This is a genomic window from Sporosarcina aquimarina (assembly GCF_023715615.1).
GTDB classification, from domain to species: Bacteria; Bacillota; Bacilli; order Bacillales_A; family Planococcaceae; genus Sporosarcina; species Sporosarcina aquimarina_A.
In genome coordinates this window covers 663,923-688,007 of record NZ_JAMBOM010000001.1, presented here as the reverse complement: position 1 = coordinate 688,007, position 24,085 = coordinate 663,923, and the positions used below count along the sequence as shown (strand labels likewise).

Annotated in this window: 25 protein-coding genes and 2 pseudogenes; 5 read left to right on the top strand and 22 right to left on the bottom strand. The window is 42.4% G+C overall.

All coding sequences use genetic code 11. The features are described from left to right. Positions 1-698 precede the first annotated feature (698 nt). The 7 genes from hpf to flaG all read right to left on the bottom strand — a co-directional run bounded on the left by hpf (position 699) and on the right by flaG (position 6,192). Positions 699-1,271 carry a ribosome hibernation-promoting factor, HPF/YfiA family gene (gene hpf, locus M3197_RS03045; RefSeq protein ID WP_251658541.1) on the bottom strand — a complete coding sequence of 191 codons (573 nt, stop codon included), beginning with the start codon at positions 1,269-1,271 and terminating at the stop codon, positions 699-701. Positions 1,272-1,394: 123 nt separating this feature from the next. Next, positions 1,395-1,757 carry a PilZ domain-containing protein gene (locus tag M3197_RS03040; protein WP_251658540.1) on the bottom strand — a complete coding sequence of 121 codons (363 nt, stop codon included), beginning with the start codon at positions 1,755-1,757 and terminating at the stop codon, positions 1,395-1,397. 229 nt (positions 1,758-1,986) lie between these two features. Beyond that, on the bottom strand, positions 1,987-3,459 hold the full coding sequence (locus M3197_RS03035; protein WP_251658539.1) for a methyl-accepting chemotaxis protein: 1,473 nt from the start codon (positions 3,457-3,459) through the stop codon (positions 1,987-1,989). Between the two features lie 127 nt (positions 3,460-3,586). Further along, entirely contained in the window at positions 3,587-3,940 is a 354-nt protein-coding gene (gene fliT / locus M3197_RS03030; protein ID WP_251658538.1) for a flagellar protein FliT, read from the bottom strand. Further along, positions 3,937-4,338, bottom strand: a complete 402-nt coding sequence (gene fliS / locus M3197_RS03025; protein WP_025786023.1) for a flagellar export chaperone FliS — start codon at positions 4,336-4,338, stop codon at positions 3,937-3,939. Before fliS ends, fliT begins: the two co-directional genes overlap by 4 nt. A gap of 34 nt (positions 4,339-4,372) precedes the next feature. After that, positions 4,373-5,815, bottom strand: a complete 1,443-nt coding sequence (locus M3197_RS03020; protein WP_251658537.1) for a flagellar hook-associated protein 2 — start codon at positions 5,813-5,815, stop codon at positions 4,373-4,375. A 14-nt stretch (positions 5,816-5,829) separates the two neighbouring features. Continuing rightward, positions 5,830-6,192 carry a flagellar protein FlaG gene (gene flaG / locus M3197_RS03015; protein ID WP_251658536.1) on the bottom strand — a complete coding sequence of 121 codons (363 nt, stop codon included), beginning with the start codon at positions 6,190-6,192 and terminating at the stop codon, positions 5,830-5,832. Between the two features lie 207 nt (positions 6,193-6,399). Here flaG and M3197_RS03010 point away from each other — a divergent pair, with 207 nt between their 5' ends. Together M3197_RS03010 and M3197_RS03005 are read left to right on the top strand one after the other, a co-directional pair. Beyond that, positions 6,400-8,379, top strand: a complete 1,980-nt coding sequence (locus tag M3197_RS03010; protein ID WP_251658535.1) for a methyl-accepting chemotaxis protein — start codon at positions 6,400-6,402, stop codon at positions 8,377-8,379. 220 nt (positions 8,380-8,599) lie between these two features. Beyond that, entirely contained in the window at positions 8,600-10,582 is a 1,983-nt protein-coding gene (locus tag M3197_RS03005) for a methyl-accepting chemotaxis protein (RefSeq protein WP_251658534.1), read from the top strand. A 65-nt stretch (positions 10,583-10,647) separates the two neighbouring features. On the opposite strand, the gene M3197_RS03000 is transcribed toward M3197_RS03005, so the two are convergent. The 4 genes from M3197_RS03000 to M3197_RS02985 form a co-directional block, all read right to left on the bottom strand. Further along, on the bottom strand, positions 10,648-11,352 hold the full coding sequence (locus M3197_RS03000) for a gamma-glutamyl-gamma-aminobutyrate hydrolase family protein (RefSeq protein WP_251658533.1): 705 nt from the start codon (positions 11,350-11,352) through the stop codon (positions 10,648-10,650). 334 nt (positions 11,353-11,686) lie between these two features. Beyond that, on the bottom strand, positions 11,687-12,292 hold the full coding sequence (locus M3197_RS02995) for an ABC-2 transporter permease (protein WP_251658532.1): 606 nt from the start codon (positions 12,290-12,292) through the stop codon (positions 11,687-11,689). Next, positions 12,285-13,151: an ABC transporter ATP-binding protein gene (locus tag M3197_RS02990; protein ID WP_251658531.1), complete on the bottom strand. Its 867-nt coding sequence runs from the start codon at positions 13,149-13,151 to the stop codon at positions 12,285-12,287. Before M3197_RS02990 ends, M3197_RS02995 begins: the two co-directional genes overlap by 8 nt. 5 nt (positions 13,152-13,156) lie before the next feature. Then, a complete protein-coding gene (locus M3197_RS02985; RefSeq protein ID WP_251658530.1) occupies positions 13,157-13,528 on the bottom strand; it encodes a GntR family transcriptional regulator in 372 nt (123 codons plus the stop codon). 303 nt (positions 13,529-13,831) lie between these two features. On the opposite strand from M3197_RS02985, the pseudogene M3197_RS17455 reads away from it, so the two are divergent. The 3 genes and pseudogenes from M3197_RS17455 to M3197_RS02975 all read left to right on the top strand — a co-directional run. Beyond that, positions 13,832-13,918: pseudogene (locus M3197_RS17455) on the top strand (hypothetical protein); the annotation flags it as partial. Between the two features lie 45 nt (positions 13,919-13,963). Then, a complete protein-coding gene (locus M3197_RS02980) occupies positions 13,964-14,437 on the top strand; it encodes a DUF4188 domain-containing protein (protein ID WP_251658529.1) in 474 nt (157 codons plus the stop codon). Positions 14,438-14,720: 283 nt separating this feature from the next. After that, positions 14,721-15,638: an endonuclease gene (locus tag M3197_RS02975; protein ID WP_251658528.1), complete on the top strand. Its 918-nt coding sequence runs from the start codon at positions 14,721-14,723 to the stop codon at positions 15,636-15,638. Positions 15,639-15,670: 32 nt separating this feature from the next. Here M3197_RS02975 and M3197_RS02970 read toward each other — a convergent pair whose 3' ends face one another. The 11 genes and pseudogenes from M3197_RS02970 to flgM form a co-directional block, all read right to left on the bottom strand. Continuing rightward, the gene (locus M3197_RS02970) at positions 15,671-15,961 is read right to left on the bottom strand and encodes a hypothetical protein (protein ID WP_251658527.1); all 291 of its coding nucleotides are present in this window, start codon (positions 15,959-15,961) and stop codon (positions 15,671-15,673) included. Between the two features lie 322 nt (positions 15,962-16,283). Further along, a complete protein-coding gene (locus tag M3197_RS02965) occupies positions 16,284-17,105 on the bottom strand; it encodes a hypothetical protein (protein ID WP_251658526.1) in 822 nt (273 codons plus the stop codon). A gap of 78 nt (positions 17,106-17,183) precedes the next feature. Beyond that, positions 17,184-17,297 (bottom strand): annotated as a pseudogene (locus M3197_RS02960) (flagellin); the annotation flags it as partial. Between the two features lie 346 nt (positions 17,298-17,643). After that, complete coding sequence (locus tag M3197_RS02955) at positions 17,644-18,753, bottom strand: flagellin N-terminal helical domain-containing protein (RefSeq protein ID WP_285851054.1); 1,110 nt, start codon at positions 18,751-18,753, stop codon at positions 17,644-17,646. A 363-nt stretch (positions 18,754-19,116) separates the two neighbouring features. Next, positions 19,117-19,335, bottom strand: coding sequence for a carbon storage regulator CsrA (csrA, locus tag M3197_RS02950; protein WP_251658525.1), 219 nt, complete (start codon positions 19,333-19,335; stop codon positions 19,117-19,119). 1 nt (position 19,336) lies between these two features. Further along, positions 19,337-19,780, bottom strand: coding sequence for a flagellar assembly protein FliW (gene fliW, locus M3197_RS02945; RefSeq protein WP_251658523.1), 444 nt, complete (start codon positions 19,778-19,780; stop codon positions 19,337-19,339). Between the two features lie 25 nt (positions 19,781-19,805). Then, positions 19,806-20,360, bottom strand: a complete 555-nt coding sequence (locus tag M3197_RS02940) for a DUF6470 family protein (RefSeq protein ID WP_251658522.1) — start codon at positions 20,358-20,360, stop codon at positions 19,806-19,808. Between the two features lie 79 nt (positions 20,361-20,439). Then, complete coding sequence (gene flgL / locus M3197_RS02935; protein ID WP_251658521.1) at positions 20,440-21,342, bottom strand: flagellar hook-associated protein FlgL; 903 nt, start codon at positions 21,340-21,342, stop codon at positions 20,440-20,442. 18 nt (positions 21,343-21,360) lie between these two features. Next, positions 21,361-22,872 carry a flagellar hook-associated protein FlgK gene (flgK, locus tag M3197_RS02930; protein WP_251658520.1) on the bottom strand — a complete coding sequence of 504 codons (1,512 nt, stop codon included), beginning with the start codon at positions 22,870-22,872 and terminating at the stop codon, positions 21,361-21,363. Between the two features lie 13 nt (positions 22,873-22,885). Further along, positions 22,886-23,383, bottom strand: coding sequence for a flagellar protein FlgN (locus tag M3197_RS02925; RefSeq protein ID WP_251658519.1), 498 nt, complete (start codon positions 23,381-23,383; stop codon positions 22,886-22,888). Positions 23,384-23,419: 36 nt separating this feature from the next. Further along, positions 23,420-23,689 (bottom strand): flagellar biosynthesis anti-sigma factor FlgM, encoded by a 270-nt coding sequence (gene flgM, locus M3197_RS02920; protein ID WP_251658518.1) that lies wholly within the window; start codon positions 23,687-23,689, stop codon positions 23,420-23,422. Between the last annotated feature and the right edge of the window lie 396 nt (positions 23,690-24,085).

Genomic DNA, 24,085 nt, shown 5'->3' with positions numbered 1-24,085 from the left:
GAATGGGTAGGCGCAAATGCAATGCAATGAAATTTCCGACTTTTGAATGTTGGGAGGAAGTATGGGAGGTGCTTGAGCGGATTTTGTGGTGGCTTGATCACTCTTGGGGCTCGCTTGAGCTGATTTGCTGGTTGCTTGATCACTTTTGACCTCGCTTGTGCAGTTTTGTTACTCGCTTGACCACTTTCTGCCTCGCTTGAGACGAAATCCTAAATTCCCCACTTCTCATCACTAAATGCGGAGCGTAGCGGAGCACACCAATCAGTCTTGGTTTTAAGATCTAGGAAAGATGGATTGGTCGCGAGCTAGGATACCTATTTAGAAAAAGGGAGGTTGCCGCGGGATTGAGCAAGTTTGGCTTGTATGATCACATTCTGACTCGCTTGATCAGATTCACCTCTCGCTTGATCAGATTCACCTCTCGCTTGATCAGATTCACCTCTCGCTTGATCAGATTCACCTCTCGCTTGATCACTTTCTGCCTCGCTTGAGCGGATCCACCACTTGCTTGATCACTTTCGACCTCGCTTGAGCAGATTCACCTTTTGCTTGATCACTTTCGACCTCGCTTGAGCGTGTAAGTACCTTCTAGAGCACTCAACCGCGTAATGGAGCCGCTACCAACAATAATGGAGCACATGAAAGCAAACCTAAAATTTCTCACAAAAAAACCGCCCAAAGTTATGGGCGGTTTCCAATTATAGAGTAGCTCCTGTTTCAATCAAGCCGTACTTGCCGTCACGGCGTTTGTAGACGATGTTTGTCGAATCAGACTCTCCATCAGTGAAGATGAAGAAATCGTGTCCGAGCATATTCATTTGAAGGATGGCTTCTTCTTGATCCATCGGCTTCAAGTCGAGTTGCTTTGTACGAACTACGTTGAAGTCGTTTTCGTCATCTGCATACTCTTGCTCTTTCGATTCGTTTTCCATTGTTGCTTGCAAGAATGCACCAACGCCTTCTCGCTCGCGGAACTTACGATTCACACGTGTTTTATATTTACGGATTTGACGCTCGAGTTTATCGACGATTAAGTCGATGGCTGCGTATAAATCGTTATGACGTTCTTCTGCTCGGAGTGTCAAATTTTTCATTGGAATTGTAATTTCAACTTTAGTTTGCTTGTCGCTGTATACTTTCAAGTTCACGTGGGCTGTTGCTTTCACACCCTCAGTGAAGTACCTTTCCAGTTTACTGACTTTCTTTTCAACGTACTCTCGAATTGCTGGAGTAACCTCTACGTTTTCGCCACGAATGTTGAAGTCTAACATATAAACTCCTCCTTTAATTTGACACTATCTCTATCTTCTCCATTGAATGAACAAAACCCTTCTTTTCTTTATGAAATTTAAAAAGAATTTTGTCGAAACTTGCCGAAGCGCTTTTCTAGCTGATTAACGCTCAGCTTGTCTGCGAAGCTTAAGATCATTGACGATTGTTTGAGCCACTTCCTCGTTCTCGTCAAAGTCTATGCCGTACATCCAACCCGTTCCAACCGCTTCCTTCCAGACAATGACTCCGTCTGTTTCAATTGGTTGCTGAAAAAGGTTGAAGCGCAATCGAATAGCGACTTCTTCTCTTTTTACTGGAATATTAAATGACGTTTCCATGCGGGTTCCGCCCGGACTAATATCCAGCAACTTAGAGTCACCCGTTCCGGTTCCAGGACGATCACTGTTTTTGAGATAAATACTGAATTCTGCTGGGATAGGTTCATTAAAGGGAAATCTGAAAGCTTCGTCACGTTTATAGTGCATATCTTCACACTCCATCCATGTCTCTAGTCCCTTCAGTATATCAAATCGTTACCAGTTCCGTGTCCTTCATTTCACCGAATACTTTAGTAAGTGTTCCGTCCTCTACTATTACCAAACAGACGCGAGACGAAACCTCTTTCTCTAAATGTGGGCGTCGTTAACCATATGTTTCCGAACTTGGACTCATTTATAAAAAATGCTCACCCAACAACAGCCGAGTGAGCCATCGTTAACCGCGTAGGCTAACTGCTTCATGATACGTTTCTTGTAAGTATGCGTCGATTTCACTTTGTTCGTCCACAAGATGTGTAAGTGTCGCATCCAACTCTTCAATGGTAGCCGTACTTTCTTCAATAACCGAAGCAAATTCCATCGTCCGCTCCTGAACATTGCCCGTGTTCACTGAGATTTCTTTAAATGCCGCGATGAACAATTGCATTTCTTTCTGCAAGTCGCGCATGCCTTCATGCAATGTGGTAAATGTCGTGTTCGACGAATCCGCTACTTCCGTTTGCTTAGAAATCTGTTTTTTCCCAGTAGCTAGCTTGGATACTGCGAGTTCACTGAACGTATTCACTTCAGAGAGGTTCGTATCGATTTTAGATAACGTTTGATCTGTCATTCCTGCAAGCTTACGGATTTCATCAGCAACGACAGCGAAGCCTTTCCCGTGCTCACCCGCTCTTGCTGCTTCAATGGAAGCATTCAACGCAAGCAAATTCGTCTGATCCGTAATCTCTTTAATGGAACCTGCAAACGCATTTGTTTCCGCAATCTTATCGGATAACTCCAAAAACGTACTGTTTAGCTCATCAAAGAATTTTGCAAATGCATCGATTCCACTTTTCAATCCAGCAATCTTGGTACTTCCTTCACCCGCACTCGCACCCGCATCATTTGCTTTTTGGACAAGCAACGAAAGTCCTTTAGAAATTTCCTCAATTGATTCATACGTCTGTTCAGAACGCTCAGCAATTTCCGAAATGTGGTCCGCCTGATGTTGACTAGCTCCGCTTACTTCATGAATGGCTGCCAGCATTTCACGTTGAGAGCCTAATGAAGTCTCGGAAGAAGCACGAAGTTTACTCAAGTTACTCGTGATTTTCTCAACAGTTCGATCCAGACGTTCTGCAAGTTCTGCTTCTTCTCTTCTCAGCGCTTCCGTTTGCTCAGTAAAGCGTTCAATCTCCGAAAAGTTCTTTGCATTTTGATGGACGACGAGCAGTAGAATCATTCCACTCAAAAAGTGCAGCAAGATTAAATTCGCACCACTTCCATCGACTAATTCGGGGTTCACAAACACCCCATTATTCAGGATGAGTGCTCCTAAACTTAGCACATAAGCGACACCCATAATAAGCAAGCGTCCATGGATTGCACCAAATACTAATAAGAAAAAGATAATCCCAATAGAACCCAAATTAGCCTGTGACAATAAAATAACGCCAAGTGATACCGCAAATGTAGATGCTAATAATATGTACGGCAAACTGAGCGTCAGCCATTTAGTTTTCGTAAAACGAAAGGCAACATAAAACGCAGATCCGATGAGTAAAGGGATGGCTACGGAAAGAATTGTTTGTATATTAGATTGGAAAATAAGCTGTGCAACGAGTCCTAGTCCTCCACCAATCGCAAAACCAATAAACAGAATATGATTTTTCCTAAGCCAGTCAGCATGTTTCAACTGCTCAATCGTCATAGCATCACTCCTCATTTTGATAGTTCTTCCAATTTCTTATTACTATTATACCTCATCTGACAACCTCTGATAATAGACTTAAAGACACATAAAAACCGACGAAATATAAATTCGTCGGCTGGTATTCTTATTGTTTTGCATCGTAAAATGTACCATCACGGGCTACTTTGCTATAAGGATTGACATAACTCCGCACACCATCTTTTTTTGTTTGAGAAGCGGAGAGATCTTTTCGAATGGCAGTTAGATAATTTTCCAACTTTCCAGCGACTTTCGGCTCCTGAGCAACTAATTCTTTTCCAAACACTTCTTCTTCCAAGGAAAAAGGTGGCTGGATGAAAGGTTGCAATTGCTCCCGTTCATCTAAAATCTTTTTAACGGAAGCAATCATCGCATCGCGTTGGTCGTCATCATTTACGATGGGAAGTGCAAGCAACCGATCTGTTGCTTCTTTCCATTGAATGAGCTCTGTCCGAATCATATCTCACTCACGTTCCCGTATTGCTTTTGACGATTCAATTGAATGACTTGCTTCCACGTATCACGGAACTCCGTAATGATTTCAGCGGCTTCATCAAACAGCTTTGCATCATTTTTTATATTCCCATCAACCAGACGGCTGTTTGCGAATTCATACAACACGAGCATGTCTTTCGCGACAGGGAACGAGGCATCCAACGTGATCATCAGTTCAGAAATAATTGCTTGCGCTTTTTGCACAGCCGTATTCTTCTGTTCTATCTGACCCAAGTCCGCAGCACGTTTCGCCTGTTCAATGAACTTCAAACAACCGTTATACAGCATCAGAGTCAATTCACCAGGCGTCGACGTTGTGACAGAATTATTTTGGTACGTAGCGTACGGATTATGCATAACCATTTTAAAGACTCTCCTTTTGTATTACGTGTTTCAATTAAGCACCGCCACCGAGCGCAGACATCAAACTTGCAGACTGCGCATTTGCACGTTGAATTGCATTCTCCATCGCCGTGAACTGTTTCCAGTAGCGGGATTCGACCATTTGCATGCGTGTCTCGAAACGTTCAATTTGCTTATTCATATCATCAAGAGTACGACCTAAACTAAATGACTTATTACTGTCGCCTACTTTGCCGGCACTGTTTTGAATAGATTTTTGCGTTGCATCGACAGCAGCACGCACTCTACGAGCAAGCCCCTGTTCTTTACCGGCACCATCGTTTGAAAATAACTTTTGTACCTCAACAGGATCCTTAGAAATTGCTTCTTTCAACTTGGTTTCATTAATCACTAATTTACCATTATCGAGATAGTCTTTAGAGGTGGTGATTCCTAAAGAGCTTAAATTGAGTTTTTTGCCATCTATTTCAACAGTTCCTGTAAGTGCAGTTCTCATTGAAGATAAAAGATTTGAGAGTTCAGGATCATTACGGAGTGTTCCGCTTTTCGCCTTTTCTTCCCATAACTCAATTTCCTTTTCTTTCATATCTGCTTTTTCTTCTGCAGATAAAGGTTGGTACGAGCGATATTTGGGTTCTCGGATTTTTTTGTTTAGATCTTCTATTAGTTTATTATAGTTGTCGACGAATCCTTTGACAGTTTCGAACACTTTATCTGTATCAGTTGTTGCATCAAATGTTATATCTTTCTGATTTGCAGCTTTAAGAGTGATTTCCATACCGTCTAATTCGAATATGTTGGACGAGCGGGTTATATCCATTCCGTTATATTGAATTTTAGCATCCACCCCCGCCGTTCCTGTGCCTTGAGTCTTACTTGAAATTCCCAAATAGCCAGCTATACCAGTTCCCTTACTACCTTCTGTAATCACGATATTGCCCTCACCACTTTGTTTTGCAGTGAAACCAAAATTACCTGTTTTTTCATCATAAAATGCACGAACACTAGATTTCTCATTAATCTTCTTTACAATGTCATCCATGCTATCGCCTTTAGCAAATTCAATCTCTACAGGTTCTGAGTCACCTGGGCCCTGTATTTTAATTGATGAATCGCCTTTTAACTTCTTATCAATATTAAGTGTAGTGCCCCCTGTATACGTGGCATTCGTCGCAAGCTGTTTAATATTAATCGTCCCAGAAAAATTTTCCGTATTGCCTTTTGACTTAATCGAAATATCATCAGGGGCTGAAATTGAAACATTCTTCGCAGTGTAGTTCTTCTGTAAAATCACATTATCAAACAACTTATCACTAAAGCTCTTCAAATCCCGATTCGCACTGCGATAATCATTCAACTGCCATTCAAAATACTGTTTCTTCTGTGTTACTTTATCCAACGGTATACGTTGAGCTTTCATTAAGTCCTTAATAATTGATTCAGTATCTATTCCACTAGCTAATCCGCCTATTTTCATATCCAGTCACTCCTTTAGATTTTACGATCGATGAGCAGTCCGAGGAATTTTTTCATTTCTGCGTGCATGTCCATCAGCTTTTTGGATGGGATTTCTCGGATTACTTCTTCGGTTTTGGAATCTACAATCGTCACATAGTATTCGTGAAGTTCGTCGTGCATTTTAAACCTCAACTGCGTATCTACGCTCTCTAGAAACTTATTTAACCCCGCTGTTAATTCTTTGGCTTTCTTGATGGGGAGATCCTGTTCTCTAGATGCTTGCTGTTGTGCTTGGTCGTGAATGGCTTCAACTTTTGTCACAATTCCGGATGCAGTTCCATCCGTCTGCCCTGCCGTATGTTGGCGGTCTGGGCCTCCCCCTATTTGACTGACCATTTCTCCGTCCTCCTCTAAAGTCACACTTTACTATTTGTTATATCGGCAATGATTGAGAGAAGTTTACAGGAGTTTTGGAATGCAGGATGGAAAACGAGCATGCTCTTTTTTGAATTACTATTTTAAAATAATTAAATTGTTGCTAAACTTTTAGTTCAATCTACCGAAATAGGCTTTGTGAACATTATAGATGAAAGAAGGAAAATCATGACAAAGTCTCTTAAAACCAAAATCATTTCAGTAACACTTGTACTATTTTTAGTCGGTGTTCTGCTGATGGCCTATATGCTGAATGGTATGATCAAAATCCGCTCCGTTGAACGGGTCATCAGTTCTAGCGAAGGGACAACAGACCAAATGTCCGATTCCGTAGAAAATTTCTTATCACAATACAGTAAAGGATTGTCTTTTCTTGCAGATTCAAAGGAAATAGCGGACTTCACTACTACTAAAGAAAGTGCACCTGCTGAAGCCCAGCTGCAGGAACAGCTTGAACACTTCCTTAGCTCTTATGATGATGCCGTTGCTGTCTACTTTTCGGCCCCATCCAAGCACACTGTACAATTTCCAAAAGGAGATACTACTGCTTTCGATCCGACAGAACGTCCATGGTATCAGTTAGCCGCTGAATCTCCCGGTAAAATCCAATGGACTCCTCCATATGCAGATGAAGCAACCGGTAATCTCATGACAACCGCTTCTCTTGCCGTTGAAACGAACGGAACGCTATCTGGAGTGGCAGCTGTGGACCTTGAACTGACTGCTATTTCGGAGATGCTGAATGAAACATCTATCCCTTATGACGGACGACCAATTCTCTTTGATAAAGAAGGGACGGCTCTTTCTCATCCCACAAAAATTGGTGAGAACCTTATGAACTTGTCCTATGTGAAAGATATGTACAATTATGAACAAGGTGACCTGACTTACAAGGAAAACGGAAAAGAAATGGTAAGTATTTTCAACACACTCCCCGAATTCGGTTGGAAGGTTGGAACTGTATACGAGAAAGATAACTTGATGGGAATGGCAAAACAGATGAGAACCTCCATTCTAATCATCTCTGGAATCGTTTTAGTATTTGTTGCTGTCGTGTTGTATTTCCTAATCGGAAGAATGCTTAAACCGATTGCTCGTCTTCGCGCACTCATGGATGAAGTGGCGGAGGGTGATCTTACTGTTCAATCCGATATTCAAACCCTAGACGAAATTGGCCAGTTAAGCACGAACTTCAATCAGATGATTATCAACATGCATGGTATCATTTCCGTCGTGAACCAATCTGCAGAACATGTACGAGCTAACTCTGAAAGTTTGAGCGCAGTTGCTGAAGAAACGAGTGCATCGAGCTCAGAAGTCGCGCATGCTGTGAATGAAATTGCTTTAGGTGCTGCAAAATCTGCAGAAGATGCTGAAATGGTGACAGAACGGTCAGACGAGCTCGGTCGTCAAATTAACGGCATTACAAACCGTGCTGAATCGATGACAGAAATCGCTGAGCGTACAGGGGCCATGAACACAAATGGACAAGCTCAGATGGCTCAATTGCAGCAGACATTCCAGACATCCGGCATGAATTTGAAATCGATGAATGAAGCAATTTTCACACTCAGTGAGAAAGTGAAAGAAATTGGCGGAGTAATGGATACAATCACGGATATTTCATCGCAAACGAATTTGTTGGCACTAAACGCAAGCATTGAAGCAGCACGTGCTGGTGAGCATGGAAAAGGATTCGCGGTGGTTGCCGAAGAAGTTCGCAAACTTGCAGAACAATCAGCGCAAGCAACCAAAGATGTTCAAACGACTGTTCAGCAATTGCAGGATGAGTCACGTCTCGTTACAAAACAAATGGAAGAGACAATTACCACGTTCTATAACCAAGGCATGGTCGTCAAAGATACCGAAACAACATTCGGTCAATTATCTACTCTGATGGAGGATATGCAAGTATCCATCAATTCGATTTCATCTGAAATTCAGACGGTTTCAGAACACAAAGACGATGTGGCTTCTACAATTCAAACTATGGCGGCAACGTCACAAGAAACCGCTGCTGCCTGTGAAGAAGTAAGTGCATCTACGGAAGAACAGCTACGTGCCATTCAATCGGTAACGGATGCAGCAGAGACATTGACGAATCTAAGTGAAGAATTGAGTCAAACAATTGCTCGATTTAACGTTTAAAAGATGTATAACAGGGTGCTGCCATATAATAGGCAGCCTCTTTTTTCTTGAAATCTAGCAATTTTTTCTTTTCAATCCCTACCGCTACTATCCGTCAATTCATTTACTCTCTTTCGCCTATAATTAAGAAATATTTAAATGATTCGAACTCAACTTCCTGCGAAGATTGTCGAAGTAACTAGTATATATACATATAATACAAGGGAAGAGGGTAATGAGTATGGCGAAGTCGCTGAAAACAAAAATTATTCTAGCAACAATCGTACTCTTTTTAGTAGGTATGGCCCTAATGGCATACATGCTGAACGACCAAGTAAAAAAACGTTCTTTAGAGCGCGTAATTGATTCGAGCGAAGGTTTGGCTGATCAGATGGGCTATTCTGTAGAAACGTTTCTTAACCAGTACGGGAAAGGAATTAACCTCGTTACAACGTCAGATAAACTCATGAACTTTACCGGTCCTGAGGGCGGAGAAATCACTGAAAATGAGCTGTTAAAGGAGTTGGAGGAATTTCTTGAGATTTATCCGGATGCATCATCTTCCTATTACGCCCTCCCCTCGAAATATACAGGAATCTTTCCGGTGGTGGACTTAACAGGTTTCGATCCGACAGAGCGAGAATGGTACCAAAAGGCAGCATCGAATCCCGATGAAGTCCAATGGTCCAAACCATATGTGGATGAAGCAACAGGCGAATTCGTAATTACCGCATCAAAAGCCATTGAGAAAAATGGAACACTTGCTGGTGTCGCAGGTGTAGACATCCAACTTTCTTCGATGACTGCCGCACTGAATGCTACTAAAATCGCTTATGATGGATTTCCAGTGTTGTATGATAGCGAAGGAACTGCCATCTCCCATCCGACAAAGAGTGGGAACAACTTGATGGACGTATCCTATGTGAAAGATTTGTTTACCAAAGAACAAGGAAGCTTACTTTATAAAGACGAAAAAGGGATAGAACGTGTAAACGTCTTTAAGACACTTCCCGATTATGGATGGAAGATTGGAACCGTATATGAAGAAAAGAACTTGATGGGCATGGCCAAACAATTGCAAGTTTCCATTCTCATTATTTCACTTATCACTCTAGCCATTGTAGGTACTGGCTTGTACTTCATCATCGGAAAATTGTTGAAACCAATTGGGCGACTACGCAATTCGATGGATGCAGTAGCAGAAGGTGATTTGACTGTTCAATCTGATATTCGTTCGAAAGATGAAATCGGACAGCTCAGCGATAACTTCAACCAGATGCTCACAAATATGCACAGCATCATTTCTGTCGTCAATCAATCTGCAGATAATGTACGGTCAAACTCTGAAAGTTTAAGTGCAGTCGCAGAAGAAACTAGCGCGTCGAGTGCAGAAGTTGCGCACGCGGTGAATGAGATTGCAGAAGGGGCATCGAAGTCAGCGCAAGACTCGGAAATGGCCACGGATCGAACAGAGGAACTCGCTCGTCAAATTAACGACATTACAAAACGAGCTACGTCCATGACTGAAATTGCGGAACGCACAGGCAACATAAACACGAACGGACAAACACAAATGGCACAGTTGCAAGAAACATTTAAATCGTCCGGTACGAACCTGCAATCTATGAGTGCAGCGATTGCAACGCTTGGTGAGAAAGTAAAAGCGATTGGCGGCGTGATGGATACGATTACGGATATCTCATCTCAAACGAACTTACTCGCATTGAACGCTAGCATTGAAGCCGCACGTGCAGGTGAGCACGGAAAAGGCTTTGCAGTGGTAGCAGAGGAAGTACGGAAACTCGCAGAACAATCCGCGCGTGCCACTGAAGAAGTTCAAACGACTGTCCAGCAGTTGCAACAAGAATCGCATCTAGTGACTAAACAAATGGAAGAAACGATTACAACGTTCCGTGATCAAGGCGTCGTCGTCCAAGAAACCGAATCGACATTTGGTCAATTGTCAGCGTTAATGGCGGACATGCAAGCTTCCATTGATGCAATTTCAATTGAGATCCTAACTGTTTCACAGCATAAAGATGAGGTAGCGATGACGATTCAAACGATGGCGGCAACGTCGCAAGAGACTGCAGCTACTTGTGAAGAAGTGAGTGCCTCAACGGAAGAGCAACTTCGTGCGATCCAGTCGGTGACGGATGCAGCAGAGACGTTGACGAACTTGAGTGAAGAATTGAGTCATGCAATTGATCGGTTTAAGATGTAGGACTTAAACAAAAGGGACTGCCAAAGTTACACGGCAGTCCCTTTTGATCGTTCTATTATGATGAATTACGATTTGCTAGAAGCTTGAACGAACTCCTCAAACAATCTCAACGAAGTTTCATCCCCTCGGTTGAAGAGTGCTTCGGGATGCCATTGCACACTCAACACAAAACGATGCTTCGTACTTTCTAACGCTTCGATAATCCCATCAGTCGCAGTAGCAATGACTTTCAATGGTTCAGGTACTTCCTTCACTGCTTGATGGTGGAGAGAGTTCACAAGTATATCTTTGTCCGAAGCATATTCTGCTAGACGGCTTCCCTCTGTTACTTGAACAGTATGTGTCGGATAGTTTCTATTTGCTTGTTGCTTATGTTGTAACAAATCTCTTTCTAAATCGGAGTAAATGTGCTGATAGACAGTTCCTCCCAGCGCAACATTCAAAATTTGATGACCACGGCAAATTCCGAGAACTGGCATGTCCTTACCAACGGCACATTTCGCAAGTGCCATCTCCATCTCATCTCGCTCAGGGGCAATTTTGCCAAGCTCGTGTTTGGGCTCCTCTCCAAATAGAAGCGGATTTACGTCTTCCCCTCCAGTCAATAGTAACCCATCAATTCGGTCGCAGATTTCATCGATATCTTCAAGTCCCGCCGGAAGTACTACGGGTAATCCTCCCGCTCGCAAAATTGCCCTGCTGTAGTCTGCTTTTAGGAAGGTTTCTCCGTTTTCGTCTATGTCTGAAGTAATGCCTATTAGTGGTTTCATGATGGAAATCTCCTTTAAAAATAAAATAGCAAAACCATCCGTAGATCCGTGGATGGTTTTGGTCGCTATTGATGTATTCCCAGATTTGAAGGTTTTAAATCCATTAGATGAATAATTCAAAGACTTGAGTATCAAGTGTTGTGCATGAAACAAGCGTGATATTTTGTTCCCCTGGCGCCTTACACTAGTGCCAGTGCTCTCACCGATCACGTTGGAGAAGCGGACAATCAGCTTTCTCGTTGTTTGGGAGCCGCTTCTAGTAGTGTTTGGATGCTCTTTTTAGATTTACCTCTAGCGAATTACATTTAGTATATCTTCACGTAATTCTATCGTTTTAAAAAACCTTCCGCTCATAAACCGTAGCCGATACTACCCAAGACAGACTGTAAATCACCGCTGCGATCGCGAGGAACCCAGACAGAATGATTGGCATGGATAAGCCCATCACAAATTGGATGATGCCTTGAAGGGAACCACTTACGAGCTCAAACACAGCCGGCCCTCCCCCTACGAATAGGAAAAAACTGATCATGACAATTGGAAAAATATAACCCTGTTTGAGGATGTAAAACAGCGGAAAAGTCATGGCCGAAAACAATAGAAACAGTCCAGCTCCGAGTGCAATATGTGAAAACGTGAAGGATCGGTCCGCAACGAATAAAGCCAATGCTGTCAAACCAATTGCAATTGCCATATAGACTAAGCTACCAAGATATCGGGAAGCAATGATTTCTTTACGTGTATAAGGCAGCGAGTTCAGCAACACATTGACATTCGTTTTTTCATCAAACGCCAATGCGTTAAAAGGTACAAACAGACTGGTCACTAAAAAAATGAAGACCGGATGCGAATCCATCACAATAAAAAATATAATGAAAGGAATAAACAACAGCAACTGTTTTTTCTGAATAATGACCTCCCGTTTTATCAAGTTAAACATGAACTTCACTCCTCTTGGAATAATACATAATATCTTCAAGCGTGGCCTTTTCAATCAAAGCCGACTCACCGAAAACGCTACCCGCTTCCCTCACATTTGAAGTCAATGCTTCAAATCCAGCCTGTGTGCGGTTCACGTGAACGAACAACTTTTCCGTATCCCGGTCCAACAAGTCCACAGTGCCTTTCACCAGTCCGTAATTTTCCTCTACGTTATGAATGGATTGATTGAACATAAGCTCACCGTTTTTTATGAATGCGATATAATCCGCGATTCTGTCCAGATCACTTGTAATATGCGTGGAAAAGAATATCGTCCGCTCGCCGTCCAACATGATTTCCTGCAGCATATCGAGCAGTTCTCTTCGAAAAATAGGGTCCAGGCCTGCGGTCGGTTCATCCATAATAATCAGTTCTGCCTGATGGGATAGCGCCAATGCCAGCGAAGCCTTCATCTGCATCCCTTTGGAGAATGTCTTAATGGCCTTATTCAGTGGCAGTTCGAACTGTTCCACATACCGGTGGAACAAGGCATCATTCCATCGCTTATATGCAGGACCGACAATCCGTTGAATGTCCTTTAAATTCATCCCTTCGTAAAACACATTGCCATCATACACAAAGCCAATACGCTCTTTAATCGCTTTTTCATGGGTCGCATAATCGAGCCCAAAGATGCGCACTTCCCCCTCATCAGGTCTCAGCAAGTTCATCATCAGCTTGATGGTCGTCGATTTCCCTGCACCATTTGCGCCGATGAATCCTGTGACAAACCCTTTATTCACACCCAAATTCATATTCTCAATAGCAAAACCCTTCAACTGTTTGGATACATTCGTAAACTCAATGATCGGTTCCAACCCATTCACTCCTCATATAGAATCTTCAGTATGTCCTGCAACTCATCATAGGAAATCCCGATTTCCTTACTGTTTCGGATAACATTTCCGAGCTGTTCCTCAATCGCTTTCAATTTCTTCTCCCGAATAACCTCCATGTTCTGCTCCGCCACAAACGACCCTTTGCCAACAATGGAATAAATGAAACCCACTTTCTCCAACTCCTCATAAGCACGCTTCGTCGTAATCACACTGATATGCAAATCCTTCGCCAGTTGACGAATCGACGGCAACGCACTCCCTTCTTCCATCTCCCCCGACAAAACGGCAGAGATGACTTGGTTCATGATCTGTTCGTACAACGGTTCCTTTGACTGATTCGATAATATTATCTGCATGCTATCCCTCTTCACAATCGTCTTTTAAAAATATCGTATATACACTTTATATACACTATATACAAAAAAAGAAGATTGCAATGGTTTTTGCAATCTTCTTTAAGGCGGTTTATAAACTGGGAAATAAGCATACAGCAAATCGAAGGTACATATTGAGATATTTAGAAGCCGGCGAAACTTTATAATAGTAGAAACGTAAAGATAGTAATACAAAAAGTGGGGGCGTTAAGATGAAAGAACATGACAAAAAGCGGTTCGTGATTGTACATCAGGATGTTATTTATCTGGTGTTAAATATGAGTAGATAAGATAACAGGCGTCCACTACTTATACAGCTGGGATGGATATCTCGGCGGACTGCACTGCTGGACGAAAATGGGGATGTCGTAGTGGATATAAATGCCGTGCAAGACTAAGCGAAGGAGGATTACCTAAATGTTATCATCTATTTTTACCTGCAGGCATACAGCCGATAATTCGGAAGACATCGTTGTCTTTATCATCGGTATGCGCATCAATAAAAGGCTTTCCATCCACAAATGGCTGCCCGTTTTTCTTTCCATGCCAGGTATGATAAGGGAGCTGCACACACATAAAAGCGAACTTGGTTTTCTATCAGCTGAAAATTACTTCGGACTGCGTACAACCGCAATGATCCAATATTGGCAGTCTCTCGACGATCTGCTCGCCTATTCGAGAAACGAAAATCACCTAAAAGCTTGGAGAAAGTTCAATCAGCTAACCGCCACTAATGACGCAGTCGGTATCTACCACGAAACATATATCATTCGTAAAGGACAATACGAATCCGTCTATGTCAACATGCCCAAATACGGACTTGGCAAAGCGGCAAAGCACATGCCGATTACTATCGAACAACAGACGACAAAAAAGCGGCTTTCCCGCTAATGGGTGGCCGCTTTTTCGTAAAAGGAAGGGTTCATACTTTTCAATAAGTCAAATCCACCTCCTTATACTACTTGGTGTTAATTTGAATTGCATCGAGATGTTGTACAAGAGCCGTAAAAGGCTGCTGCACAAACATCTAAAACTCTAGTTGTCTTAATAGTATTCGAATTGCAGAGAATCCAGATACCTAATCATTAGTCCGAAAATAAATTCAAGTTCAAACGGGAATATACGTTCCCTTCCATGGTATACTTAGTACACCATAGTTGAGGGAGAGATGGAGATGGATTCTATATTCTTTTCAAGAATGTGTGGAAAGCTTTTAGGGGATGGGAGTATCGTACAACAGAAAGGGAGAAAGCCAAGGTTTCAATTCATACACCGAATAGAGGATGAGCCATGGACCGCGTATTGCCATGAAAAACTAAGAAATCACATTCCTCTAGCTCATCCGTTCCTTCGAACCACCATCGATTCAAGAATGGTAAAAGGATATACGGAAAGTATTATGGTACAAAGCAAAACATCACCTATCATTACCGAGTTACGAGAGATTTGGTACCCAAACGAATCCAAACAACTGCCTATCCCTTTCATAACTACTCACCTCACTGAAGAAGCACTCGCATGGTGGTACCAAGACGACGGACATCTAAAAATACACAACGGTATAATGAAGAAAATCGTTTTATCAACTGACAGCTTCACAATGGCCGAGAACTTATGGCTAATTCAATTATTAAGAAACAAATTTGATCTACAGTTTTCACTCGATGGACAAAACCGACTACTCCTCTATGACCAAGCACAAATCATCCGATTCTTGAACATAGTAGCACCTTACTTGCAACCGTGCATGGAAAGAAAAGCACATCTCCTTCCGCCTTTGAAACCGATTGCAAATAGAACAACTGTTTACTTACCAAAACGGTTTGAACTCCATCATCCTACCAGGGAAATCAATGAACAGCTAACAACTCTATCTTCTTTTAACGATTATAAATGCAGCTTGGCAATAAAAGACTCAGACATTCTCCAGATTCTTTTGCAACGGAAGAACAGACAACCAACGAAGCCCTATCAGGTAAGTATTAACTATGAATATCGAGATTCTTTAGCAGAGATACGGCAACATACAGGATTAACAATCAGCGAGTTAATCACTTACTGTTTTGAACAAAATTGTGTAGAAAGACGGTAGTATATAGACAATGTATGTGTCTCTATTATTTCCTACTGTAGATATAGCGTGGACTGCAACTGTAATAACTTGCCCTCCAAAACGTGAATAGCTTGTTGTTTCTTCAGGATTTCATTATTCAGGTGCTCACTTTCATGAGAAGGAAGTTTACTCGCTGCTGCGTATAAAGCAATCTTTTTCATTTCATGCAATAGAACTTCAATTTCCTCCAGGAGCTGATCTTGATGCTTACATAACTCTAACTGTTTCTTGACCTGTTCTATTTCACTATGTCTATTATCATTCACAGTAACACTCTTTTCATGTAAAGTTTCTGCTTTCAATACAGGCTACTACTATACATTTTTGCGATACTCCAACAAGGACTGACTAAAGGCTGATTGAGATGGTGAGATTATAAAACAAAGTCATCTGAATAGTATCTGATTGGTGTGCGGTCCAGGTACCTACTCATATGTTGTACAAGAACCGTAAAAGTTTGTTGCACAAGCATCCAAAACTATAGTTGGCTGAATAGCATTCGAATTGTACGGGGTACAAGTACCTGCTCCTTTTATTTGTGTGACGAACCCCAAACTCGAACAGACTTTTGGGACTGATTTACACTTCATTTAAAGTGTGTCATACCCAGACAAATATTTTATATCATCCGTCCTGTTTTTGAATGAAATGTATTATTTCATTATCATTATCAAAAACAAAATCATAATAATTCCTATTAAAGCGAAAGGTAACTTGCATATTTTTATTTCCGTTGCTTATCTCGTTAATTTCATTTAGCTCAAGATTTCCAGGTAACGTATTTAAACATAAAGCTGCTTTTTTCTTAAAATTTTCAATTCTACTTTTCTTTAAATTGGTAATTATTTTAAATTCCGGCATCTTCTTAATCAAATCATATACAACACCAGCAGTAATTGTGTCTACAATATAAAGCAAAACCTCATATATGCCACCACTTGCTCCTTGATCAGTTACTTGAGAGCGTTCATATTCGATTTTATAAGAAATCGTATCCTGCTCTAATTCACTAATAAAGTCTCTAAATTCATTACTATCACTAGCTCCGGGACAACTATAAATAAACACATTATAATCATTATCATCGCTTTTTTCATCCAAATTAAATTCGATGCTCTTTGCCTCATTATCATATACAAACTTTTCAATTTCATTTTCAATAGCTCTGATTAATATTTTTTCAGTTTCCCTATATTTATCATCAGTTGAGTCCACAAAAAAAGTTGGTCTTATTTCTATTCTAGTTTCAGATGCAGTTACTACTATTTCATACGATGACCATCCAATCCGAGATGGGTCTATTGCTTTATTATACAAATTAGTAAGAGATGATTTGTTCACAGTTTCCGAGCTGAATGCCCATTCATTAATCAGGTCATTATTTTGTGGAAAATCTCCTTCAAAAACTAGTTTATTAATGATTAGAGAGATACGTATTAGTTTCAAAATAAATTCCTCCTACAATGATTGTTATTGAAATATAAAACGCGACCCAATAAATTGGATCGCGTTTCGTTAACCTAATTAACGTAGCAATTGAAGTACGCCTTGTGGTTGTTGGTTAGCTTGCGCAAGCATTGCTTGTGCTGCTTGAGTAAGGATGTTGTTCTTAGTGAACGACATCATTTCTTTCGCCATCGTGCGAACATCCACTTTCATGAATGACCAGACTATATCTTCACCCTCCACATCGGGTAGGGGTCGGGCACTTCGGAGCGGTAGGGTACTCAGTCCTGCGTTTCCTACGGGTTTCATCATCATGGGCCGCAGCCGGTAGATGGTATACCCTAGTCGTTGAACCTTCTCCACTCTTTCGAGACAGGAGCTTGGCTGCTGATTGCCCAATTTGTTCTTTTTTCAGGCCGTCACGCCTACCGTTTCCGGTTTCGTTGTGGCAAGAACAGCTCTCAGGGGTTTCCAGCAATTCACCCGATCGTACTCACTGACCGTTACCAGTCAGGACGACTGTGTTTGTCTCAGTTGCTTACGCAGCTGATAAAACATAATCCACGTCGCGGATCCGTGATTCCGCAGCTGTGAGGTTTTCGGAAGATGTTCCGAGGTTGTTGATTGTGTGCTCTAGGCGGTTTTGAGTTGCACCGAGTTTCGAGCGCTCTGCTGATACAGTGTCAATAGCTTGTTGGAATTTAGTCACAGCTTCTGCTGCTTTTTCATGGGTAGATACATCCAGAGCTTGCTCTGTCTGTGTCTTACTTGTTCCATCATTAACTGCCAAGTCAGCGTTAGTTCCAGCAGTTGTAATTCCCAAAGCACTTGCTCTCATATCAGAGATATCTAATGTGAGACTTTGATTTTGATTTGCACCAATTTGGAAATTCAAGCTATCTCCAGCTCCAGCCGCTTTTCCTTTTACTCCCTCAGTAGCAGTAGCAACTGTTCCTAAAGTTGAGGTAGGTGCTGTTGCAGATTCTGAACCAGCTTTTTGTTCAAGAGTAATAACCCCTGCTGCAGTTGTTACTGTATACTTAGCGTTCAAATCTGTATCTGCTTCAATCAAAGTTTTAAGAGCACTTGCTGCAGCAGTTTCGTCTGCTGCTGCTCCTCCAAATGTTAACTCTTTACCATCGATAGTCACTTTATCACTTGCTGCTGCTCCTGCAGTTAGTGTCAAAGTATATTTACCTTGCACCCCAGCAACTGCAGCTGATCCGTCTTTCTCGCTGTTTAATAGTTTCTGTGTATTAAATTCGGTAGTGTTACCAATACGATTCACTTCAGAAGTTAGTGAATTAATTTCTTTTTGAATCTCGCCACGGTCTTTATCAGTATTAGTATCGTTACCAGCCTGGACAGCTAATTCCCGCATACGTTGAAGAATGTCGTGAGTTTCGTTCAATGCTCCTTCAGCTGTCTGAATCAGCGAAATACCATCTTGGGAGTTCTTTGCAGCCATATCGAGGCCACGAATCTGTCCACGCATTTTTTCAGAGATTGCAAGACCCGCCGCGTCATCTCCAGCTTTATTAATTTTAAGACCAGAAGAGAGTTTCTCCAAGTTCTTAGATGCTGCTGCATTGTTCGATCCTAATTGACGGTGTGTGTTCATTGCAGCGATGTTGTGATTGATAATCATTGTTGTTTCCTCCTTGAGTTGTGAGGGTTCACGTCCTTGTGACCCGTTTGTTTTTTGTTTGCGCGATCGGAATGCCGGCCGAACCATCCTTCTCTTGCTTACAGTAATAGTATCGGAAGTGGCTGGGGGTTGTTTAGTGTTTTTTGAGAGTTTTTTTGGATTTTTTTCTCTTTGTGAAGGGAGGGATGAATGCGGACTACTTCCAATCAACCCGGTTACGCTGTGCATGTCACAATTCACAGTAGGACGGTAATGGATGTAATATACCGGTACGCCTGGTGTGTGATGGTGCCAGGCAGCAGGTACATCTACCTGGTGGGTGGTGGTGTGAATGTATGAAAAAAGAGCCGGGTGGGCTCTTTTTTAGTTGCTTTTCAGTTGGTTGAAGAGGTTTAGGTCGATTTCGATGGCTTTGGTGTTGTTTTCGGAAATGGAGGCAACGAGTTCGCCGCGCAGGATTTCGACGGATTTGGGGGCTTCGATGCCGATGCGGACCGTTTCGCCTTTGATTTCGATGATTTTAAGTTCGATGGTGTCGCCGATTTTGATGGATTCGTTCGGTTTACGGGAAAGGACGAGCATGTCAGCGGTCCCCCTTTTGTGCCGGAGCACCGATTGGCGTTCGCAGGCTGTAACTGGTGTCATTCAGGATCATCTGCTTGGCGTTGTGATTCTGGATATTGAAGATGAGCGGCGCCTGCAGGTTGATGGTCGATGCGTCGAACGGGTCTTTCATGGACATGACAGACAGGATCATGAGGTCTTCCTGGGAGCCGATGCCGAGCAGTTCGAGTGTCGGGTCGTCGATGGTGAATGAGTAGTCGCTGACGACGGTGTACGGGTTGGCGACGATGAGAGCGACGGCAGGTGACTGCACAGACTGCATAACCTGGAAGCTGTCGTTTCCTTCGATTGGCAGGAGGACGAATGCAGTCTCGTCTTCGAGTCCGGGCAGTCCTTTCGGGAATGTCCATTGTGTTAGTATGTCCAGGTCGAGTTCGCCGTGAAATTTGGTCTGGATGGTCATACGGGTGTCTCCTTTGGTATACGGATTATCCTTTCCAGTCGATCTGGATGGATGGGTACTGTTCCATGGTGCCGGTCACTTTGCCGGACGTGTACATGTGCATTGGTTTGGTAATTTGCGCATTAAATATCGGTTTTTGCGGTGTTGCGTTTATGGTGAGCGATCCAGGTGTAATGGACATTTGTATTTTAGAGCGATTGGCAACAAATCGAATACCTAAAGGTGCTGGAGGCGGTGTGCCATTTTGCTTCGCTAAGTCTGCAATTGCATTGCCACCGTTTTCTATCCTCAATAGCTGCTGTCCCTCTTCAGCTCGCCTCCCTACTCCGTCTATCGCTGCTAGTCGTCCCAGTTGAGCGTATTCTTCAGTACGTTTAAATACACTCTTCATATCAATATCTTCACGTACTGCGGAGGTATCTAAAGATAGCTGAGGCTTTGTAGTTGAAATTTCTAATATGGCAGCGGGTTGCTGTTGATCGATTGTCGCTCTTGGTTGTTCGATTTGCTGTACTGACTTTTCGATGTTTAGACCTAATTTACCAGGTGTTGTCTGAATTTGAAGTTCTGGCATTTGCATGAGTGGCACCTCCTTCTATATGTGAAACAACAAATGCCAGGCACAAGAGTACCTGGCACAACTCGTGCAGAATCTATTATTATCTTAAGAAATCTACGAGGGATGGTTGAATGATACGTGCACCAACTGAAAGAGCTGCACGATGGACTGATTCTTGTGAAATCATTTCAGTAATGACCTTTTCGAAATCGATATCCTCGTTCATTGACATTTGCTTAGTAGAAATTAATTCTTGTGTTTCTAAGCGGTCATTCATAAGTTCTGCTCTATTTTGACGTGCACCAACATCTGCACGTTCAGTCAAGAGTTCATCCATCATGCCATCGACTTTTCCAATTGCAGCACCGAAGTCGACATCAGGGTCATTGAAGCTTTTAAACATGTCGTCAATTTCTTTAAATAGTTCAGCAGACTTCGAGTTAACGTTTAACTCAACTCCATCAAAGACATTTATGTTGATATCCGAAGTAAATGCTGCATTGTTCGGGTCCGTTAAATCCGGATAGCCGTTAGGTTCTGTACTTGGTGGAGTAATCGTTTTATCATGTAAAGGTGAATTCGTTTTCGTACCGCTAAAAATGTATTTATCGCCAACTTTTGTATTTGCTGTATCTTGAATCTGTTGACGAAGTTGGTCTAGCTCGGATTTGATTTTCTCACGGTCTGCATCTGTCATAGCTCCCGAGTTTGCAGCGTTTGTAACAAGTTCTTTTGTGCGGTGCAATGCCTGACCGACCTTATCAAGAGCATCATCCGTACTATCGAGCCAGTTATTCACTTCACCAATGTTCCGCTGATACTGTACGACTTTATCTACCTGCATACGATAGCCTAGACCCCGCATAGCTACGACAGGGTCATCGGATGGACGGTTTACTTTTTTTCCGGTAGTTAACTGATCGTTAAGTTTGCCCATTTTGCTATAGCTGGACGTTAAATTGCGAAGCATATTATTGGAAAGCATTGATTGTGTAACTCGCATTTCTATGATTCCTCCTTATTATCTACCGACGACACCCATACCGTTGATGATTTTGTCGAGCGTTTCGTCAACAACTGTAACCATTCTCGCAGAAGCATTGTAAGCTTGCTGGAATGTGATCATGTTTGTCATTTCTTCATCGAGTGATACGGCACTGATGGAATCACGACGATTCGATACTGAAATCATGAGCGTTTCTGAGTTGAATTTCATTTTAGCTGCTTGTTCTCCATCAACGCCTAGTTCACCGATTATCCCTTGGAAGTAGGTTTGGACCGTAGCACCGCCCAATTGGCCATCCCCTTCCCCGTCAATTTTCAGGAACTGAATTCCGCCTAGTTTTTTTGCATTATCACCATTTCCCTCTGCATTTTTCGCAGAAGAAGCTGCGATTTTGGAAGGATCTTTAATGATTTCTTCATTGACTACCAATTTGCCATCAGAGTTTTTGATAAAGAAAACTTCTCCCTTATTGTCTGAATTTAACTGGTAACCTTCTTCGTGTTGATCATTGAATGCTTTCACAAAGGCTTTTTCCATTCTGTCTAACTTCCCGATCATATCAGGGAGAAGACCTTTCACCTCGTTGTTCTCCACGTATCCAAATGTATTGATCAGTGACTTGATACTCCCTGTAGTTATCATATCTTCAACGTTAAGTGTGTAAGGCGTAGGATCTTTTGTAGAAAAAGAAATACCAGTGACAGCTTCATCCGTTTTATTCACGGTCATTGTAGTATGATCTTTTCCTGATACGAGATTCATAGTGGTAGTCGTATCATTCGATTTCAACTTAATCGTCACGGAACCTTCAGCAACTGCAGAAGCATTCCCACCTGATTTTGTATAACTCACTTCGATTGGCAAATAGCCTGAAAGCTCGTCGATCAATGAATCCCGTGCGTCATATAAATCGTTTGGTAAGTATCCGTTAGGCTCAATGCTGGAGATTTGTTCATTGAGGCCCGCGATTTGTTTTAAAATTGAATTGATGTCTTTTGCCGCGATATCCAGTTCTTGGCCAGTGTTGGTCTTTAACTCTTGCAATGACTTATTCATATAGTTAAACGCATCGGCTACTGCTTTCCCTCGTTCAATGACAACTTTACGAGCTCCACCATTTTCTGGGTGGACTCCTAAATCTTCTAAACTACTCCAAAACTGGCTGAGTGATTTCTGCAATCCATATTCAGAAGGTTCGTTCATAATATCTTCAACCTGACCAATCGCATTTGAACGCGTATCCCAGTATCCCAATTTATTGAACTCCCCACGGTATTGCTGATCCACAAATCCATCACGAATTCGCTGAATAGAACCGGCTTGAACTCCTGTGCCCAAGAATCCAGGCATCGTCCCAGCATTCATTCCCACTCCTGGGAATCCACTGGTCGCCTGCATATTGACACGCTGACGCGAGTAGCCAAGCGTATTCGCATTACTAATATTATGCCCTGTCGTATAAAGAGCGGACTGCTGGGTTTGCAGGCCGCGTTTGCTAGTTTCTAGTCCCATAAATGTTGAGCCCATGATGATTTCCTCCTCAAGCTTGCGAATCGAATGATGTGATTTTCTCTGTTAGTGGTTTGCCTTGTACTTCTTTTTTCGAGTAGTTCACGGATTCGGTCCGTGGACGGACCATGTCCAGCGACAGATTCACAAATTGAAGCGATTGGTAGGTAAGCTTCTGGTTTAAATCGTTCTGCCATTTCAATTCATGAATCGCGTGCAGGAGACGGTCCTTCGCCTCCTTGAGCTGTGCGTGTTCCGGCTCTTGGATGATGTTGAGTACATCTGTGATTGTCGGTTGTAATGGTACCGGACGTCCTTGTTCGGTAAAAAAAGCAACGACTGCTGTTTCGCGGGCTTTGTCTGTCTGCAAGATTGCAGCGAGATGAGCTTGCTCGTCTTTTAGTAGCTGATCGAGTCCGCTGATGTCATTTTTCTTGATGAGCGTTGTTTTTTCGTTTGCGATGCGTAGCAGGCTTCGATGTAACTTTTCTAGTTGGTCCAGCGAGGCTAGAATCTGTTCGATTGGCATGGAATTCCCTGCTTTCTTCAAGTTAAGTGCGCTCGCTTATTGTTTTGGTTGGTAATAGCCGATTAGATCGGAAGCGAGCTGTTCCGCGTCGACCTTATACGTGCCAGCTTGGATTTGTGCTTTCAATGCGCTGACTTTTTCGTTACGTTGTGACGTAATCGGGCTCGGTTCGGAAAGTTGCTTGGCCTCTTTTGAAATTTCTAGACGGTCTTTCTGAACAGCTGTGTCATTCTTTGTTTGTTCGTTTTTCACTTGGTTCGTCCGATAAGGGTTCACCGGAGGAATGTTATTGTTTGTAATCTTCATGTCTGTTCTCGCTCCTTTCGAGTTTTTTGGCTATTAGTTACTATTTCGGTTGAATTCCGAGTTGTTGAAGGGTCTTTTGTACGAAATTACAGTTTTCCGGATATATACATCTGTATACCTACGGGTTTGGTAGCGCTTTACACGTACCCGTTTTAATAGTTATAAAACTAATTCATTAGATGCGTATTATATTGTAGACAACCCTGATTTTCAGAAAACTTCGTTGATTGAATTGGAAAGTGGCGACTCCCGGGGGATCAGCGAAAGCCGTAACGAAGAACTGCTTTTGCGAGTAAAAGCGCAACGTTAAGAGCATTTCTTTTGAAGACCCCGCAGTGAGTGAAACGAGTGAGGAGGCTGAAATCGAGCTCCTCGGAAAGCGTCCACTTGAAACGT

Bases quoted from the DNA above. Each gene is read 5' to 3' on its own strand.
- fliT (WP_251658538.1), bottom strand. From the start codon at position 3,940: ATGATTCGGACAGAGCTCATTCAATGGAAAGAAGCAACAGATCGGTTG.
- M3197_RS02975 (WP_251658528.1), top strand. From the start codon at position 14,721: ATGGATTCTATATTCTTTTCAAGAATGTGTGGAAAGCTTTTAGGGGAT.
- fliS (WP_025786023.1), bottom strand. From the start codon at position 4,338: ATGGTTATGCATAATCCGTACGCTACGTACCAAAATAATTCTGTCACA.
- M3197_RS03005 (WP_251658534.1), top strand. From the start codon at position 8,600: ATGGCGAAGTCGCTGAAAACAAAAATTATTCTAGCAACAATCGTACTC.
- flgM (WP_251658518.1), bottom strand. From the start codon at position 23,689: ATGAAGATTACAAACAATAACATTCCTCCGGTGAACCCTTATCGGACG.
- fliW (WP_251658523.1), bottom strand. From the start codon at position 19,780: ATGACCATCCAGACCAAATTTCACGGCGAACTCGACCTGGACATACTA.
- M3197_RS03010 (WP_251658535.1), top strand. From the start codon at position 6,400: ATGACAAAGTCTCTTAAAACCAAAATCATTTCAGTAACACTTGTACTA.
- M3197_RS03020 (WP_251658537.1), bottom strand. From the start codon at position 5,815: ATGAAAATAGGCGGATTAGCTAGTGGAATAGATACTGAATCAATTATT.
- M3197_RS02985 (WP_251658530.1), bottom strand. From the start codon at position 13,528: ATGCAGATAATATTATCGAATCAGTCAAAGGAACCGTTGTACGAACAG.
- M3197_RS02995 (WP_251658532.1), bottom strand. From the start codon at position 12,292: ATGTTTAACTTGATAAAACGGGAGGTCATTATTCAGAAAAAACAGTTG.
- csrA (WP_251658525.1), bottom strand. From the start codon at position 19,335: ATGCTCGTCCTTTCCCGTAAACCGAACGAATCCATCAAAATCGGCGAC.
- hpf (WP_251658541.1), bottom strand. From the start codon at position 1,271: ATGTTAGACTTCAACATTCGTGGCGAAAACGTAGAGGTTACTCCAGCA.
- M3197_RS02925 (WP_251658519.1), bottom strand. From the start codon at position 23,383: ATGCCAATCGAACAGATTCTAGCCTCGCTGGACCAACTAGAAAAGTTA.
- M3197_RS03035 (WP_251658539.1), bottom strand. From the start codon at position 3,459: ATGACGATTGAGCAGTTGAAACATGCTGACTGGCTTAGGAAAAATCAT.
- M3197_RS02955 (WP_285851054.1), bottom strand. From the start codon at position 18,753: ATGATTATCAATCACAACATCGCTGCAATGAACACACACCGTCAATTA.
- M3197_RS02980 (WP_251658529.1), top strand. From the start codon at position 13,964: ATGTTATCATCTATTTTTACCTGCAGGCATACAGCCGATAATTCGGAA.
- flaG (WP_251658536.1), bottom strand. From the start codon at position 6,192: ATGGTCAGTCAAATAGGGGGAGGCCCAGACCGCCAACATACGGCAGGG.
- M3197_RS03040 (WP_251658540.1), bottom strand. From the start codon at position 1,757: ATGCACTATAAACGTGACGAAGCTTTCAGATTTCCCTTTAATGAACCT.
- flgK (WP_251658520.1), bottom strand. From the start codon at position 22,872: ATGGGCTCAACATTTATGGGACTAGAAACTAGCAAACGCGGCCTGCAA.
- M3197_RS02940 (WP_251658522.1), bottom strand. From the start codon at position 20,360: ATGCAAATGCCAGAACTTCAAATTCAGACAACACCTGGTAAATTAGGT.
- M3197_RS03000 (WP_251658533.1), bottom strand. From the start codon at position 11,352: ATGAAACCACTAATAGGCATTACTTCAGACATAGACGAAAACGGAGAA.
- flgL (WP_251658521.1), bottom strand. From the start codon at position 21,342: ATGCGAGTTACACAATCAATGCTTTCCAATAATATGCTTCGCAATTTA.